The sequence below is a fragment of the Pseudalkalibacillus salsuginis genome, assembly GCF_021646685.1.
Lineage (GTDB): Bacteria > Bacillota > Bacilli > Bacillales > Fictibacillaceae > Pseudalkalibacillus > Pseudalkalibacillus salsuginis.
In genome coordinates, this window is the sequence record NZ_JAKJHW010000004.1 from 287,797 (window position 1) to 303,721 (window position 15,925).

The window sequence follows — 15,925 nt, forward strand, 5'->3', positions numbered from 1 at the left end:
ATTTAGTGTCTGCCCTTCCTATAGGTTTTTTATCAAGGAAACATCAAAGGAGAGATCATCAATGATGGTTATTGGTAAGCACGCATAAGAAAAATATTCAGTTTAAAAAACCGCTTATTATGGTTGATGAAGATAGGTATCTTCCAGATTTTATCCTGGACAAAAACCTACCACATATCATTATTGAAGTTGCTGGTTTATTAAATGATGATGAATACAAAAGTCACCTTGAATTAAAAGAAAAGCATTATAGAGAAAAGGGATATCAATATGTAGAATGGGATCCACGTAAGGATCTCAGAGAAATTTTTAACAAAGTGGAATTTTAATATAATAGATCTAACAAGGATTGTTCGTTAAAAGATGAAATAATTTATGAACAAAGAAATGTAGATCATACTGAATTAAGGGAATTAAAAAGTAGTTTACAAGCTAATATAGAGTACGACTATTAAAATTTCACGTACCGTACTTATTGTAAATAGAAGAAAAAATGATTATACATAAGGTTATATAGTTAACCAAAAGTCCAACCTTGATGTTATCGCCATACAATCATACAATTGTATGTAAAAAGGATGGTTACTATGCCGATAAACTCATTTGAGAATTATCCCATGAGCTGGAAGCCAACCATAAATCGTAAAGAGCGTCCGATTTATCAGTGGTTGGCAAGGCAATTGGAGGCTGACATTATTGAGGGGAACTTAGTCCCTGGTACGAAGTTGCCGCCCCAACGAGAGTTGGCGGATTATTTAGAAGTGAACCTCAGCACAATTTCAAAGGCATTTAAAGTCGCTGAGTTAAAAGGATTGATTAGTGGCACTGTGGGGAGTGGTACGTACGTTTCTTATGATGCTGTATCCAACGCTTATTTGCTCGGGGAAGAAAAGCCGAAGCATATGATTGAAATGGGTGCGATGTTGACTGACCGGGTGTCGTATGGACCGTTATATGACTTGCTACAGGAAATGCTCCAGGAATCGGATTGTGCCCGGTGGTTTGGCTATGGGCGTCCAGGTGATGCGGTTTGGCAGAAAGATGCAGGCGTCCAACTGCTGAAAAGGGCCAGTGTTGAAACGATAAGAGAACAGGTGCTGTTAGCGAACGGGGGACAAAACGCCATTACAGCAACATTGGCTGGTCTTTGTAAACATGGAGACCGGATTGGTGTCGATCATCATACCTATCCGGGAATAAAGACAGCTGCCGCGATGTTGGGCATCCAACTGGTGCCGATTCGGTCGCAAGGAGATGAAATAAATCCGGAAGCTCTGCTATATGCTTGCAAAAATGAAAATATAAAAGGGTTATATTTGATTCCGGACTATCAGAATCCCATGACCTACACTATGGACGTTGAAACTCGTAAAGCGATTGCTCAAATTGCCATTAAGCAGGATTTGTTCATCATTGAAAACGGAATGTTTCATCTGTTGCAGGACGAAGTGCTTCCAGCCATAGCGGTATTTGCTCCTGAACAGACGATATATGTGTCCAGTTTATCAAAATTAATGGCCCCTGGATTGCGTCTCGCTTACGTTGCTGTTCCCCGAAAATTCCTCGATCCGGTCCGGAAAGCTCTCTATAATATAAATATTTCCGTGTCACCGTTATTTGCGGAATTGGCTGCACGAGCCATTGCCTCGAAAGGTTTTGAACAAATAGTGGCTTTCCATAGAAAAGAAACAAAAGCTCGCAACCAATTAGTCAATCAGTATTTAGGTAGTGAAAACTGTTTGGGTGGAGGTTCAGGGATATTTCGATGGTTACGCCTGCCAAATCCGTATACAGGAGATCAATTTGAACAACTAGCGGCAGCGCAAGGGGTAGAAGTTTACAGTGGAGGACGATTTACAGTAGGAAATGCCACACCGGCGAAAGCTGTCCGTTTGGCAATTTGCGCTCCGGAAACAAAAGACGAACTCGAAAAAGGGTTAGTCCTTCTTAAAAAACTGATTGATGTTCACTAAAGATTGTGCAATTAAGAAGAAAATTGTTCGCCATACAATTATAATATTGTATGGCTTTTTCGTGCGTGCTACGATAAACCCAACTTATAGTGAAGCTTTTAAACCAAAATCTCCTGAAGAGTGAATGAAGGGGAAGGAATATTCCCAAACGAAGGGAAAGGAGAAATATATATGAATCAGAAACGACTATTATTTACGTACGGTTTAGTGTTTTTGGTCACGGCTATCTGGGGACTTAACATGGTGATGATTAAAGTGCTGGTGGTACATTTACCGCCACAAACGATGACAGCATTTCGAATATTGATGGCTGGAATTACCGCATTAATCGTTATTGTTCTTGGAAAATCATTTCGACATTTATCAAGAAAAGAATGGATCTATACAATATTTGGAATGTTATTTGGCGTGGTGCTACATCATTCGCTGATAGCGGTAGGTTTAACAATGATTGATGCTTCGAACGCCTCTTTGATTCTCGCCTTGGTTCCACTGACAACAGCCATCCTAGCTGTCTTTTTTTTAGGGGAACAATTAACAAAACTACGGATCATCGGTTTTATCCTGGCATTAATAGGCGTTTTCTTTATTCAGGGTGGCTCCTTCAGTACATTACAATTGTCTCAAGGAGAATTCCTCTTATTCATTGCCATGTTTGTTCAAGCAACTAGCTTTATTTTCGTAAAAAAAGCAACGGCCACACTAGATTCAAAGCAGGTGACCACAATCATGTATTTAATTGGAGCAATTGGCTTGTTGATCATCAGTTGGGTGGCTGAACCTAGAGGAACCAGTGAAATGACTTCAGCTTCTTTGTTTATTTACTTATTATTTGTCGCATCGGGGGTAGTGGCAACTGGAATAGGCTACATGGTTTTTAATGCAGCTATCCAGCAAATCGGAGCAGCACAAACAGCCCTATTCAATAACTTTGTTCCTTTTTTTGGTCTGGTATTCTCCGCACTTTTCTTGGATGAAACCATCACAGCGGCTCAATTGACTGGATTTACGTTTATTGTAGCGGGTGTTCTATTTGGCACAGGGTATATTGAAAGGCTGCGGGATAAAAAGCATAAACAGGTCCGTTATGCTAATAGGAGCTCGGTGTAAACTAATAGTTTGTGCTGTGACGGCAATAGCATCGCTCATGAGGTCGCAATGGATTTCATGAGCGATTTTTTCTCTATCCGGACATCTTTGAATTTTATCTTTCTAGTGGGGCAATTGTGGGAAAGGCAATAAAAATTGTTAGCAAAGATACAGGGAGTTTAAATATCTCTCCTGTGTTGCTTTGATTACTGCAGTCACTTCTATTTTAGACCAATCACTACTTGGATGACTTTAGTATTGGCTCACTAGTTGAAATGCACAATAACTATTTCGTGTTAACCAACTAGAACGAGATCTTATACGTATGCGACAAAAAAGAAGGAAAGTTTAAAGGTCGGTTAAAAAATATCATAAAAATCATGCAGGAATGAATTATGCAGTAAAGCTATATAAAGAAGGAACGATGACTGTAAATCAAATTTGTGAAATTACAAATGTGTCTAAAGCTTCATTATATAGAAAGCTATCAGAAGAGAACAAATAGTCCTTCCTTATTACTTTAAAGGGCCATTTAATGGAGTAAGACTTTCAAAAAAGTAAAAACAACCATCATTGCTTGAGGGGAAGCATTTTGCATTTCCAAAAGGGAACACACACAAGGGTTCAAGTCCTGAACGGTAAAGTTCATTGAGCCGTTAGCTAATTGCAAGGGGGTCTGGTGCTCCCCAATTTTTTAAATATTTATATTTATGGAAACTTTAGAGAACTTTTTTTATTTCCTTTTTCTATTACAGTCCAATGGCTTTTTTCCTTTCTTAACTTAACCATATAATTTACATTATCTATACTTTTATAAACAATAATCCCTTCATCATCTTTTAATAAAAAAGTTGGTGACTGTATACATCCTGGTTTACATATTGATGCCAATTTATCGAATATAAACATATACTCTTCTTTATTTGAAAAGGTAAGCAAGTCATCTTTTTTATACCGTTTATATTGTAACAAGTTAATATCAAAGCTCTTTGCAATGTCATGTAAAACTTTGGTTTCATAATAATCTGCTTCTTTAATTTTTTCTTTATCTATATTACCTTGCACGTAAAAAGGGGAAGAAGACAAAGCTAGGGTAAATATTAATACTCCGATAATTTTTTTCAATTATACATCACCTCTTTATGTTTGTTTTATTATCTTTTACAATTCTTTAAAAATGATGATTTTGATTGACGAATAAGGAATGTCCTTTTCAATTAAAGGCTTTTCTGATCAAGTCTTCAATTAAAGGGCGCTTTAATGAAGTAACTAAAACCTAATTTCTCACTTACAACACCGAGAAATTAGGCTTATTATATTGGATTTCCTTAAACGTTGTAAAATTACGGTTATCCTGACAATACCCCCTCGAACTATTCACTCAAATTACTACTGATCTTAGGTTTTCAATTAACACTACGTAGAGTGGGGATTTTATAATAAATACAAACTGTAAATATTAACAATAATATAGCACTACTCATGATTACATATTCAATTCCTATACCAATCGACAAACAAAGTGAAGTTAATCCGAAAGAAATGGGTGTTAATCCCATAGAAGAGACGGTTTGTATACTCATTACTCTTCCAATCATTTCTGGCTTAGCTTCATGTTGGATAATCGATACAGCACAAATATTAGAAATTGTCATAGCAAATCCTAATAATGCGACAACAATTACACTTATCCACACTTCCTGACTAAAGCTTAAAGCTAAGAAACAAATTGCTATAAACATTTGAGCTGTAACACTAATTATTCCTCTTTTTCTTTTGAGATTCATTATTCCAAGAATTATGGATCCAACTAACATACCACTTGCTAAAGAGGCTTCTATAAAGCTATAATCTAATGTTTCTCCACTTAACACATTTTTTACGAAGATTGGTAATCCGACTATTAATGGTCCAGTAAAGAAAAGGTTTAAAAATAGAGTTTTTAACACAAAGGCCATTAATACGGGTACGTTTTTAACATAATTAATCCCCTGTTTTAAATTTGAGAAAAGTGTGTTCTTATTACCACTTATATCATCAGTTGACTTGTTGACTTTAATAAAGTATACAAAAACACTTCCTAAGATGAATAAAAGAGTAATTAGGGCAAAGGTTCCAGTGTAATCAAAACCGACAATAATAAATCCGGCAGCCATTGGGCCGAGTATTGATGTCATTTGATTCGTTGTTTGAATGACAGAATTTGCTCTTGTTAAGGAGTTCTTAGAAACTAAAGCCGGAATAATTGATCCGGAGGCGGGCCAGAAAAAAGCATCTATAATACCTACCAAAAAAGCAAAAGTAATTAGTGACCATAATTGAATTTCACCTGAGAACAGTAATAATAAAACTAGACCGCTGATTAATATTGCCTTCCCTAAATCAGAGAAGAACATTATCTTGGATTGACTAATTTTATCCGAAAGTACACCACCAATTAGCATAAATATAACTCTTGGTACAGTACCAACAATATAAACAATACCTAAAGATGCTTCCAAATTCAGGATTTGAACTACGTACCAGGCTTCAGCAAAATAAAACATACTTATAGCGAGACCAGAAAAGAAAGTCCCTATCCAGAGAAATAAAAAAGGTATTTGATTAAATAGGGGTTTGTTCTTAAACAGTACTTGAGATTGAATAGCAGGATCACTACTCATCTCGCTTTTCAACCTTAAAGTAAGGCTCTTCAATATGGAATCCAACCGTAGCTACATAAAACCATTCAGCATCTGGGTCATCAGGATTTTCAAGTTCATTGAGTTCTTTCATCAATTTTTGATATTTTGCTACCCAACTTTTAAATTGATTTTTTGTTGTTAATAGTTCTGTTTGTGTTGCAATTCTTGACCATTCTTCTGGATTTTCAGAATTGGATAAAAATGCACTTTCTGGTGCTGCAAGTGCACGAGTTTTTGCGCGGTCAAGTGTAGCGAGTGTAAATAATCTTCTACTCTCTCCAAATTCTGATGTGTAGGGTAATAAATCTGTAGATGGGATAAAACTTTTGGCAACTGCTTGATAAAGTTTTTGTGTCATATTTCTTTTTTTATTTTCTTTGACCATTTTGACAAGGCCATTACTTTCTAAATCCCGAAGATGGTAGTGAATCTTTGAACGAGATAGATCAATAATTTGTGATAATTGTTGACCAGATCGAGGTTCTTCAATCAGAAGGGAAAGTATCTTTACTCTCAGTGGATCACTTAATGATTTTAACTGTTCATAGGTATTTAAAATTAAAACATCATTTTGTCTCAATTTACATGTTCACTCCTTTTGTCATGTCAGTATTTATTGACATGATAACAGATTCAAATATACCTGTAAAGTTAATTTTTGTGTATTTATTTTCATCAATGCAAAACAGAAGGAGTAGAAAATTGTTATTCTAAGTTATTCAATTATAGGGCGCTTTTACGGAGTAATGAAAAAGCCCAAGTTCTCAATTTTAATACTTAGAACTTGGACTTTTTTATATTGGAAAATTCTTTACGTTTAAATCTGCATTTTATGGGGTCCCGACAGAAAAACGCGGATTTACCAAGCTAAGGATTAAAAGTAATCAAAGACCCGGAAATCAACCACGTTAAGGATTAATTTCCAGATCTTGTATACTCAGTGTATATGTAGTGGACGTAACGAATCCAAAGATTCTGGCATTTCATTAATTGGCCTAGAACCAGGTGAAGTGGGGAGCCAAGCGCCAGAGGCGCATCAACCCCCTCCTTCACCTGGTTCTACCCCTTACGGTGAGATGGTATTTGAGTTATAGTTTGAGCTTTCGGAATCTGGAAGAAATGATGGAAGAGAGAGGATTGTGCATAGCTCACACGACAATCATGCGATGGGTACATCAGTATGGTCCGGCGTTAGAGAAGCGGATTCGCCGACATCTGAAACGGACCAATGATTCATGGAAAGTCGATGAAACCTACATTAAAATCAAGGGGAAATGGAGATATCTCTATCGAGCGGTGGATTCCGCAGGAAACACGATCGATTTCTTGCTCTGTGCCAGACGTGATCGAAAGGCTGCAAAACGCTTCTTTCGTAAGGCATTACGCTCGTCTCATACACAAACACCTCGAACAATCACCTTGGATAAGAATGCCGCTTATCCTCCTGCGATTCGAGAATTACAAAGGGAGAAGAAGTTGTCTTCCCACCTAGACATCGGGCGAATCAAATACCTCAACAATAGGGTGGAACAGGATCAACGTTCAAGAGGCTGGTACGTCCTATGTTAGGATTCCAATCCTTTCAGACAGCTGCCCGAATTTTGAAAGGGATCGAAGCAATGCACATGATCAAAAAAGGACAGATCAAATTCCTTGGCACCTCTGTCTCTGAAAAAGTTAATTTCATACATAAGCTCTTTAAACTGGTAGCTTAGTTCTTTTTCTGTACAGGGAGAAACTGGCTTTTTTTGTCACCATGATTTCTTGCATCAGAACTCTTTCCAATACTTTGAGAATAAAGGTTTTTTTTAGCTGGATTGAATGATGATATAAAAAGTTAATACAAGCTCGGAAAGAACGAGAAAGACAAGAAGCGAAACGCAGAGAATCAAAACGGAATGATTATCTCTATGATCCCATAACTTTATATTATCGTTACTTAGGATGTAAGGAAAAAACTGCATCTAACGCCCTTTTTCAGGCGTAAAAATACGGTCGTTTGTTCGTATTTCGGATCCGAAATCTTTCATCTATGTTCTATTTTGCGTTCTATGGTAGGAACCCTGTCACTGGGCCGGCAAGCACAAGTCGATTGGGGTAAAGTCACTGTGGAAACGATTACGATTCAGCTTGCTTGGATTCAACCGCTTCGTCGCCGTCGGTATTACCGCCGTCAGTTCCAATATGGCGCAAGATGACGGCCGCGAGTATGGAAAGGATCGCGATGCTGACTGCGCTCGTTGCCGCTGCTGCATTAAATCCCGCCGTGAAGGCTGCCTGCGCCTCCTCAAGCAAACCGGGAGGCAGTTCTTGCGCTACCGAGGATGCCCCCGCGAGGCTGTCTCCAACGGCCTTGTGGACATCCTGAGCCAGCGTATCGGGTATCCGGTCGAACATCCGGCTGCGATAGACGGCGGTCGTGAGGCTACCCAGCGTGGCAATGCCAACCGCCAGGCCGAGTTCCTGCACAGTCTCGGATATGGCCGAGGCTGATCCTGCTTTCTCCGCTGGCGCCGCGCCTACCACCAGATCCGTGCCTAGCGCGGCGATCGTACCAAGGCCGAGATAGACGAGTGAAAACGCGGCGGTGACCAGAGCAATGCCAGATGGCTCGTTTTCGAGGCGTGTGAGCATCAAATAGCCGATGACCGACAGTCCGAGCGCGCCCGCGATCACATAGCCGGGCCGGATACGCCGCGATACCAGCGGTGCCGCGATGCCAGCTGCCAGCATAGCGAGCGCCGGTGGACCCATCCAAAGCCCCGCTACCAGCGGTGGTAGGCTGGCGACCAGTTGTAGGTACTGAGTGACCAGCAGCATCGTTCCGCCGACGCCGATGAGGCCCACAAGGAGTACGACCAATGCGACGCTGAACACCTTGCTAGTGAAAAGATCCAGGTCGATGAGAGGACTTTCCAGTCGGCGCTGTCGCCGAACGAACAAGATCACGAAGGCGAATCCAACAGCAATCGCAAGCACTGTTCCGGTACTGAGCCCATTTTTGGAGATCTGCTTAATGCCGTAGATGATGGGCAGCAGGGCTAGGAGCGAAAGGGTGACACTCAGGATATCCAACCGGCCGTCCTGTGGTGCCCGGTATTCCGGAAGGAGAAATGGTGCGGCTACAAGCAGGAGCCCGACCACAGGCACCGCGACAAGAAAGGCCGCACCCCACCAGTAGTGCTCTAGCAATACACCTCCCACGACCGGGCCAGCCGCCATGCCGAGCGCGAACATGGTCGCCCACACCCCAATCGCCAGCGCACGCTGGTGACGGTTGACGAACATGTTGCTGATAAGTGCCAGTGTCGATGGCATCAGTGTCGCGCCCGCCACACCAAGCGCCGCACGTGCTGCGATAAGCGTGGAGGTGCTGGTCGAATAGGCCGCGAGTACAGAAGCGATTCCAAAGACAGCCGCCCCGACCATCAGCAGCTTGCGCCGCCCGATGCGATCACCCAGAGTTCCCATCGTGATGAGGAAGCCGGCGATCATGAAGCCATAGGCGTCCACGATCCATAGGGCCTGTGCGCTCGTCGGGCGCAGATCGATTGCTAGCGCCGGCAACGCCAGATGCAACAGCGTCAGGTCGAGCCCGAGTAGGATGGTTGGTAGGGAGAGAAGCGCGAGCCCGGCCCATTCGCGCGGGCCTGCGAGCCTCACGGACTGAAGTGTTCGCCCCGCAGGCCCTTTTTCAGTGGTACATGGATTTGCCAAAAAAAATCACTCCTTCTGATCTTCAATGCTTAATTAAATTACACAAACTTCCTTCCTTTATGGCATCCCACCGTCCCCAGCGCATTGGCTTGCAGTTCCACTTGAGCGGCATGAGCAAGGAGGAAACGACCTCCTATATTCGGCACCACATGACCGTAAGCCGGACGGAGAGGCCAGTGGTTGCCGAAAACGCGCTTAGCCGGGGCCGCGAGCCAGGGACTTCCGCGTGTGTTGAACCAGATTTGGACACAGATTCTGGTCGACGCCACCGCCTGGAATCTGGAGGTGATTGGACCGGCACCGCGGCGTTACCAGTTGATCCAAAAAAGGGTCCCGTACTCTTATGCGGTTGGCGCATACTGCTTCTGGCATGAGCCTTCTTGTTGAACGGCGGCATACTTCTCGCGTTGTTGGCGGATTGACGGTACATTTCCAACGCCATTGTCGGTGAGATTTACACCGTCATTTTACGCGAGCAGCAACAGACAGCTCCAATTACTTCTGAAATAATCGTTAATGCTAGACCATTTTTCCTCCTCCACTCTTTATTGTCTAAGTCGAGTATACATACATATTATTATCAAGTATAATGATTGTTAGTGATATTAATATCACTGCGAATGATGGAGGTGTAATTCTTGGAACTAAGCGACCTAAAGTTATTTCAAGCAATTGCTGAAGAAGGAAGCATTTCTGGAGCTGCAGAGCGTTTAGATTATGTTCAGTCCAATGTAACTGCAAGGTTACGTAGACTAGAGGATGAGTTGGGAGTCCTTCTTTTTTATAGAAGACCTAAAGGAGTTCAGATTACAGAAAAAGGCGCACTTTTCCGTAAGTATGTAGATTCAATTTTGCAAATGGCAGATGAGTCGATCAAAATACTTCAAGATCACGGTAAACCAAGTGGCTCATTAAAAATAGGTGTTGTTGAAACGGTTACGTGCGGAAATTTCATGAACCTAATTGCTTCTTATCAATCGCGGTATGAACAAGTATCTCTCAGTTTAGAAACAGGCAATCCTCTTGAATTAATGGAGAAGGTAAAGAACTTTGAATTAGATGCTGCTTTTGTAACAGGTGAGCTGACTATTACAAATTTTGTTATCGACTATTTATTAATGGATGAAATTGTATTATTATCTGGCAGGACATTAGATGTCTCAGCTTTAAAAGAGCAAAAGTGGGCGATTTCTCCAAGAGGTTGTCCTTTCAGAATGAAATTGGAACAATGGTTGAAGGATGAGGGAGTTGCTCTAAAGAACGTCATTGAGATTAGTTCATTAGAGACGATTTTAAGCAGTGTAAGAGCTGGGTTGACTTCCACCATTCTGCCTAGTTCGGTTTTAAAAGGTCCATATGAAGATTTACATGTGTACCCTATACCCGAATCGTATCAATTTATTGAAACAGGTCTTATCAGAAGAAAAGAAAAATATGTGAGCTATGCTTACAAAGCTTTTGCAGATCTAGTTAAGGAGGAAGGCCTGTAAAACATGTGGAATCCTCCCTCCACCCCTATCATTAATTAGGATCATCACTATAGCCAAAAAAATATATGTGGTATGAGAAGTAGTTTCCAGGATCAAATATTCTAAATCGATACTTTCCCCCCTGATAATTGAGTTGCATACCTTTTACCGATTGTTTCGTCTCATAAAACTCTCTTGATAAGTAATGCTTACAATATAAATCATCCGATATAACAAATCCCACTAATACCCCTCCTTATAAAAAGACGAGCATTAACCCGTCTTAATGTTGCGCACTAGCTCAACAGCCTTTTCCAAGATTTCGCGTGTCTCCTCTTCTGGGCTTCTGGAAAACCGCCCAGAAAGGTCTGCTTCTAATGTGTTCATAGCCAGATCAATCACCAGTTATAGTGCCTCAGCTTGATCGAGCTGGTACAATCCCTTAAATAAGATGACTTGAGTGCCCGATTGGTCTCAAGTCATTCTTCCATTTACTGGAGCGATGGCCCCAAAATCCGTCTTCGCTCCCTCTACCCCTAGGGGTAGCGTCAGGAAAATGCGGATTCACAACGTTAAGGAATTTTTAATGATACTTTTAGGGGTCTCGCCAACATTTCAAAAAATCCTACGTTAAGATCTTCCGCAATCGGGCCAGAAAATGGAATAAGACCTTCAAATAATACTGGATATTTATGTTATTATTGTATGAATTGTGAAGGGATGCACTTAAACTATAGAAGCAGGAATGTTCAAGAAGCATATGGTTATAAAATCTCCTACTGAATGCTGATAATAAGCAGTATTAGGTGGTGAATGTTTTGTTTTACGGATTTATTCTTTTAACAATTGGTGTAATTTTATTATTTATTTCAAATTGGTTATGGAAGAAGGGAGACCCTAATGAAACCTTTAAGGAAGCGTTAGGAGAGTTAGTATCAGACTTAATAGGTTGGCAACTTCCTTTAGTTTTTTCTGGAATAAAAGCATGGTCATTGTTTATATGTTTTATTGGGTTAGTATCAATTTTATTAGGAGTGTTATTTGTTATATTTTAGTTTTTCTAATGGCTAACGGGGTTAAGGAGGGCAAAATGAATGTTGGAAAACAGTTACTTCTAGCATTATCAATTTATGTAGTATCCGCAGTAATAATAGAGGGGGTACTTTGGTATTTTAATCCTTCTCTAAATGAATTTGTGAGGCCCTCAATAATTACTTCTCCAGTTCTTATTTCCTTTGTCCTTACACGAATAATCGTTGGTAGCAAAAAGGGATGATTAGCATGGGGTTTCATAGGATGCGTAAAACAAGGATTGAAACGGAAGGAAGATAATTCTAATGAATATTAGAGATTTCAGTGAGTTTACCATTGAGTTATTTGTATCGCTTATATTATCAGACATAGAGGAAGTTATTCAAAAAGGCAAATCTTCTATCCGAAAACAAGAGAATGAAATAATAACTGAATGGTTAACGTGGGTTGATGAGAATAGGAACCTTTTTTCAGATGATACTCTTGATTTAATTGAAAAACAGTTTAAAAGTGATTTAGGCGCGATGCCTATATGGAAATCTGACAAAGAATTTCAAGAAGAAGTATTGAATGGATTTAGAGACTATTTTGGTGAAGGTTCCTATTTTTATGAAATGTTTAAAGATGCTTATTTAACTGGATTGGAAGAAGAAGGTCTTATTTAAGTAAAGGGTGCGATACTTAAACAAGGGATCGCTATTCTTATTGAAGTAACGGGGCAGGATTATTCAATAAATATGATAAAATAGGAGTAAATTACATCTTTGATTGGAGTGTATCTATTTGATTGGAATAACAAGTTTTGGGCTTTTTTTATTAACATCATTTTTAATGAACATCACCCCAGGTACAGATACAGTGTACATTGTAAATAGAAGTGTATCTCAAGGAAGGAAGGCAGGAATTTATTCTGTACTTGGCATCTCCACAGGGGCATTAGTGCATACCTTTATGGCAGCTATTGGTTTATCTGTCATCCTTACAACATCAGTTGTATTATTTACTTTAATTAAGTTAATAGGTGCAGGATATTTGATTTATCTTGGTGTGCGAATGTTAATGCAGAAATCATCTAATTTACAACTTACGAATACAAAGAATATGTCTATTAAAAAGATATATATACAAGGACTTTTCACCAATCTTACTAATCCAAAGGTTGCACTGTTTTTCATTTCATTTCTTCCTCAGTTTATATCAGGAGATAATACTTATGGTCCTTTACCCTTTATTATTTTAGGACTTTCTTTTGTTTTAACTGGTACCGCATGGTGTTTGTTAGTTTCTATATTTGCTTCATTTACAACTAAAAAGTTGAGAAATAATCCAAAAGTAGAACTAATTTTGAATAAAATAACAGGTTTCATATTTATAGGGTTAGGAATAAAACTATTTCAGACAAAAGCATCTTAATCAACCTAATTCAACTATAGGGTGCATTACTTGAATAACGATCTTCCGCAAATCGGGCGCAATTCAAGAATATTGGAGTGTGCCTATTGTTCCGTTAAAGGGGGCAAATCTTGAATAAGGATTTGCGCTCTTTTTTTGTTTAAACCATGTTGAATAAAAAAGGGATATTTTTAAGCAAGTCGAAGTTATATTCGGAGGTAACATTTGATAAGTCGAAGTGATAATGGATTTTAAAACGCAAAAGAACAATTACTGATGGTACGGGGAGTTTGGTTAGACTTTCTTAGATTTAACCACATGTGAGGCAAATACATATTCCATGAGACGTTGTGTCGGAAAACAAAATAAGGAGCCTCCACAAATGACTAAAAGAGAATCCAAATCAGAAATCACGAAGTCAAATAATGTGAATATGGGAACGACAAAGACAGAGGACCCGAATCTCGGTTGTGCCCGCCAACGAAGCTTCATGGGAGGACTTGGAAATGGTACTGGGATCGTCCAAGTGTCATGGGGCAAAGTGCTATTGCCAACGGTTCAAAATCCCTAATGCTCAGTGGCGCCTAACAGATGATAATGAACGTGCTTTCCTACTTCGAGTCCAGACGGATTGCGGGATTCCGGAGTCGCGCACTACCAGCGGGCTTGTTGCTTATCTTAATCACGGACCGGTCGGATGGTGCGCGGTAGAGCCTAGGACCGCTTACCAAAAGTTACGAAACAGTCCGATTCCATGGGCGGGACGGGACGAAAACAAGAACGACAAAGACGTTTGGTCCATTACTTGTTTCGTTGTACGCAAGGGCTATCGTCAGCGTGGGATCACTTACACCTTAACACGAACTGCCGTGGACTTGGCTCGGAAGAGAGGTGCCCGTGCCAATGAAGGGTATCCAATGATCACTTTGCCAGGACAAGATATCCCATGGGTGAGCTTCATGTTGGTGCTCACAACGCCTTCATTGCAGCTGGTTTCCGTGAGGTATCAAGACCTACCAAACGCCGGGTCGTGATTCGTATCGAACTTCAGTAGGATGTCTAATTCCTTGGGAGGGGAACAATCAAAATACTTGCGGGAATGGTTTATTTGGTTTTGGAATTCTAAACATTCAAGGAGGAGATGACTTTGAAACGAATTAACTTACTTTTAAACGTACTAGATTCAACATTCGATAAAGAGAGTTGGTATGCACCGTTTAAAGAGGCTATAGAAGGACTTACAGCCGAACAGGCTATCTGGAGACCATCTGGAGAGATAACGAAAACCATTTGGGAGAACGTTAATCACCTTATTTATTACAAAGAAAGACTTGCTGCAAACTTGGAAGGCCGTGAATGGACACATAATCTCGATGGTGATGAAACCTTTTATCTTACCGATCAATCTAATGATGATCAGGAATGGATGAAAATCGTTGAACGTTCCGAAAACGCTCAACGCAATTTAAGACAGGTATTGAGTACAATTTCCGATAGAGAGCTAGATCAAAATTCACTTGAGGGGAAATTACTGGACATAATGCTTCATGATGCTTATCATACAGGCCAAATAATTCAATTAAGAAAAATGCAAGGGTCGTGGCCATCAAATCGTTAACCGAAAGATATTTTGTTTTGGAAAAATGAAAAGAGCTTCATAGTTATCACAGTAAAGAACGCAATTCAGTAATAATGGATTCTATCTGTTATTCCAGAAAAGGGCGCTTATCTGTAATAAGGTAAGGGTCATTTTTTACGAACAAAAGATTGAGTAGAATGCTTTGTTTTGAAATAATTGGTATTAAGCAATCTGGCAGTTAAATGGAGGTAAGCGCAATGAATGATGCTGTATTTTGGGTAACTAGCATTGGCGGCTTATTAAGTTTGGGGGTGTTTGTTTGGTATTATGCTTCGTTAGGAAAGAGAATTTCGAAAGAAGAAAAGGAAGCTGGAAAAGATTTAACATATAAGATAAATTCCTTTACAGGAACTTCTAAAAATACTAAACAAAATAAATAATCATCTGTATTGTTTATCTAGACTTACACAAGCGGGGGCGTTCCTGCAATATCAATGGAACACAGGAATTGTAAAACGATCTTCCGTTATCAGGCGCAATTCAAGAATATTGGAGTGTGCCCATTGTTCCGTTAGAGGGGGCTTTTCTGCAATAAAGCTTATACAGATCAGTCTAAGATCGATCTTCAATAATACCAGCTAATAGAAGGTCAATAGGTATGACTAAAAAAGCTGAAAAAGTCATGTTACAATAAAACTGGTCATACCAAATAAGCTTCAAACACAGTTACTTGAAGTTATTGTAATAATTGTATTTTTTTAGGTGTCTATTAGACTTTGAAAGCCTCTTTATGTTTTAATATCGCGTAAATCCAATGAATGAGCTTGTTAGCGCAAGCAATAATCGCTACTTTATGTGGTTTACCTTCTTCGCGCTTTTTATCATAATAAACTCTTAGTTTTGGATTTCGATCCTTCGTTAGGCCGCACTGTACAGCTGTATAGAGAGATTGTCGGAGTCGAGACGATCCTCTTTTTGTAATCCGGTTGA

Annotated in this window: 16 protein-coding genes and 3 pseudogenes; 14 read left to right on the forward strand and 5 right to left on the reverse strand. The window is 39.9% G+C overall.

Translation table 11 applies throughout. The annotated features are described in order from the left end of the window. The first annotated feature begins 71 nt into the window (after positions 1-71). From L1611_RS13230 to L1611_RS13245, 4 genes and pseudogenes are all read left to right on the forward strand, one after another. Positions 72-329: a PDDEXK family nuclease gene (locus tag L1611_RS13230; protein ID WP_236313918.1), complete on the forward strand. Its 258-nt coding sequence runs from the start codon at positions 72-74 to the stop codon at positions 327-329. A gap of 258 nt (positions 330-587) precedes the next feature. Then, positions 588-1,973 (forward strand): aminotransferase-like domain-containing protein, encoded by a 1,386-nt coding sequence (locus L1611_RS13235; protein ID WP_236313920.1) that lies wholly within the window; start codon positions 588-590, stop codon positions 1,971-1,973. Between the two features lie 171 nt (positions 1,974-2,144). Then, the gene (locus tag L1611_RS13240) at positions 2,145-3,083 is read left to right on the forward strand and encodes a DMT family transporter (RefSeq protein ID WP_236313921.1); all 939 of its coding nucleotides are present in this window, start codon (positions 2,145-2,147) and stop codon (positions 3,081-3,083) included. Between the two features lie 274 nt (positions 3,084-3,357). Next, a pseudogene (locus L1611_RS13245) lies at positions 3,358-3,567 on the forward strand (helix-turn-helix domain-containing protein); the annotation flags it as partial. Between the two features lie 203 nt (positions 3,568-3,770). On the opposite strand, the gene L1611_RS13250 reads toward L1611_RS13245, so the two are convergent. The 3 genes from L1611_RS13250 to L1611_RS13260 all read right to left on the reverse strand — a co-directional run bounded on the left by L1611_RS13250 (position 3,771) and on the right by L1611_RS13260 (position 6,326). Then, positions 3,771-4,187, reverse strand: coding sequence for a hypothetical protein (locus L1611_RS13250; protein WP_236313922.1), 417 nt, complete (start codon positions 4,185-4,187; stop codon positions 3,771-3,773). A 281-nt stretch (positions 4,188-4,468) separates the two neighbouring features. Continuing rightward, positions 4,469-5,725: an MFS transporter gene (locus tag L1611_RS13255; protein WP_236313923.1), complete on the reverse strand. Its 1,257-nt coding sequence runs from the start codon at positions 5,723-5,725 to the stop codon at positions 4,469-4,471. Further along, positions 5,718-6,326 carry an ArsR/SmtB family transcription factor gene (locus L1611_RS13260; RefSeq protein ID WP_236313924.1) on the reverse strand — a complete coding sequence of 203 codons (609 nt, stop codon included), beginning with the start codon at positions 6,324-6,326 and terminating at the stop codon, positions 5,718-5,720. The genes L1611_RS13255 and L1611_RS13260 overlap by 8 nt, the downstream gene beginning before the upstream one ends. Positions 6,327-6,781: 455 nt before the next feature. Here L1611_RS13260 and L1611_RS13265 point away from each other — a divergent pair. Next, positions 6,782-7,461: pseudogene (locus tag L1611_RS13265) on the forward strand (IS6 family transposase). A gap of 403 nt (positions 7,462-7,864) precedes the next feature. Here L1611_RS13265 and L1611_RS13270 read toward each other — a convergent pair. Beyond that, positions 7,865-9,463, reverse strand: coding sequence for an MFS transporter (locus tag L1611_RS13270; protein ID WP_236313925.1), 1,599 nt, complete (start codon positions 9,461-9,463; stop codon positions 7,865-7,867). 638 nt (positions 9,464-10,101) lie between these two features. Here L1611_RS13270 and L1611_RS13275 point away from each other — a divergent pair. The 9 genes from L1611_RS13275 (at position 10,102) to L1611_RS13310 (ending at position 15,375) form a co-directional block, all read left to right on the forward strand. Beyond that, positions 10,102-10,953, forward strand: coding sequence for a LysR family transcriptional regulator (locus L1611_RS13275; protein WP_236313927.1), 852 nt, complete (start codon positions 10,102-10,104; stop codon positions 10,951-10,953). 797 nt (positions 10,954-11,750) lie between these two features. Further along, positions 11,751-11,987 carry a hypothetical protein gene (locus L1611_RS13280; protein WP_225068188.1) on the forward strand — a complete coding sequence of 79 codons (237 nt, stop codon included), beginning with the start codon at positions 11,751-11,753 and terminating at the stop codon, positions 11,985-11,987. A 35-nt stretch (positions 11,988-12,022) separates the two neighbouring features. After that, on the forward strand, positions 12,023-12,208 hold the full coding sequence (locus L1611_RS13285) for a hypothetical protein (RefSeq protein WP_236313931.1): 186 nt from the start codon (positions 12,023-12,025) through the stop codon (positions 12,206-12,208). Positions 12,209-12,269: 61 nt separating this feature from the next. After that, positions 12,270-12,629: a hypothetical protein gene (locus L1611_RS13290; RefSeq protein ID WP_236313932.1), complete on the forward strand. Its 360-nt coding sequence runs from the start codon at positions 12,270-12,272 to the stop codon at positions 12,627-12,629. Between the two features lie 118 nt (positions 12,630-12,747). Next, complete coding sequence (locus tag L1611_RS13295; protein WP_236313933.1) at positions 12,748-13,377, forward strand: LysE family translocator; 630 nt, start codon at positions 12,748-12,750, stop codon at positions 13,375-13,377. A 361-nt stretch (positions 13,378-13,738) separates the two neighbouring features. Then, entirely contained in the window at positions 13,739-13,927 is a 189-nt protein-coding gene (locus L1611_RS13300) for a hypothetical protein (protein WP_236313934.1), read from the forward strand. After that, positions 13,863-14,390, forward strand: a complete 528-nt coding sequence (locus L1611_RS20955) for a GNAT family N-acetyltransferase (RefSeq protein WP_407681732.1) — start codon at positions 13,863-13,865, stop codon at positions 14,388-14,390. Before L1611_RS13300 ends, L1611_RS20955 begins: the two co-directional genes overlap by 65 nt. Positions 14,391-14,503: 113 nt before the next feature. After that, positions 14,504-14,974 carry a DinB family protein gene (locus tag L1611_RS13305; protein ID WP_236313935.1) on the forward strand — a complete coding sequence of 157 codons (471 nt, stop codon included), beginning with the start codon at positions 14,504-14,506 and terminating at the stop codon, positions 14,972-14,974. Between the two features lie 218 nt (positions 14,975-15,192). Continuing rightward, on the forward strand, positions 15,193-15,375 hold the full coding sequence (locus tag L1611_RS13310; protein ID WP_236313936.1) for a hypothetical protein: 183 nt from the start codon (positions 15,193-15,195) through the stop codon (positions 15,373-15,375). Positions 15,376-15,704: 329 nt separating this feature from the next. On the opposite strand, the pseudogene L1611_RS13315 reads toward L1611_RS13310, so the two are convergent. Continuing rightward, positions 15,705-15,925: pseudogene (locus tag L1611_RS13315) on the reverse strand (IS110 family transposase); the annotation flags it as partial.

Excerpts from the sequence above, each read along its gene's own strand:
- L1611_RS13310 (WP_236313936.1), top strand. The coding sequence starts at position 15,193 with ATGAATGATGCTGTATTTTGGGTAACTAGCATTGGCGGCTTATTAAGT.
- L1611_RS20955 (WP_407681732.1), top strand. The coding sequence starts at position 13,863 with ATGGTACTGGGATCGTCCAAGTGTCATGGGGCAAAGTGCTATTGCCAA.
- L1611_RS13235 (WP_236313920.1), top strand. The coding sequence starts at position 588 with ATGCCGATAAACTCATTTGAGAATTATCCCATGAGCTGGAAGCCAACC.
- L1611_RS13255 (WP_236313923.1), bottom strand. The coding sequence starts at position 5,725 with ATGAGTAGTGATCCTGCTATTCAATCTCAAGTACTGTTTAAGAACAAA.
- L1611_RS13240 (WP_236313921.1), top strand. The coding sequence starts at position 2,145 with ATGAATCAGAAACGACTATTATTTACGTACGGTTTAGTGTTTTTGGTC.
- L1611_RS13290 (WP_236313932.1), top strand. The coding sequence starts at position 12,270 with ATGAATATTAGAGATTTCAGTGAGTTTACCATTGAGTTATTTGTATCG.
- L1611_RS13285 (WP_236313931.1), top strand. The coding sequence starts at position 12,023 with ATGAATGTTGGAAAACAGTTACTTCTAGCATTATCAATTTATGTAGTA.
- L1611_RS13300 (WP_236313934.1), top strand. The coding sequence starts at position 13,739 with ATGACTAAAAGAGAATCCAAATCAGAAATCACGAAGTCAAATAATGTG.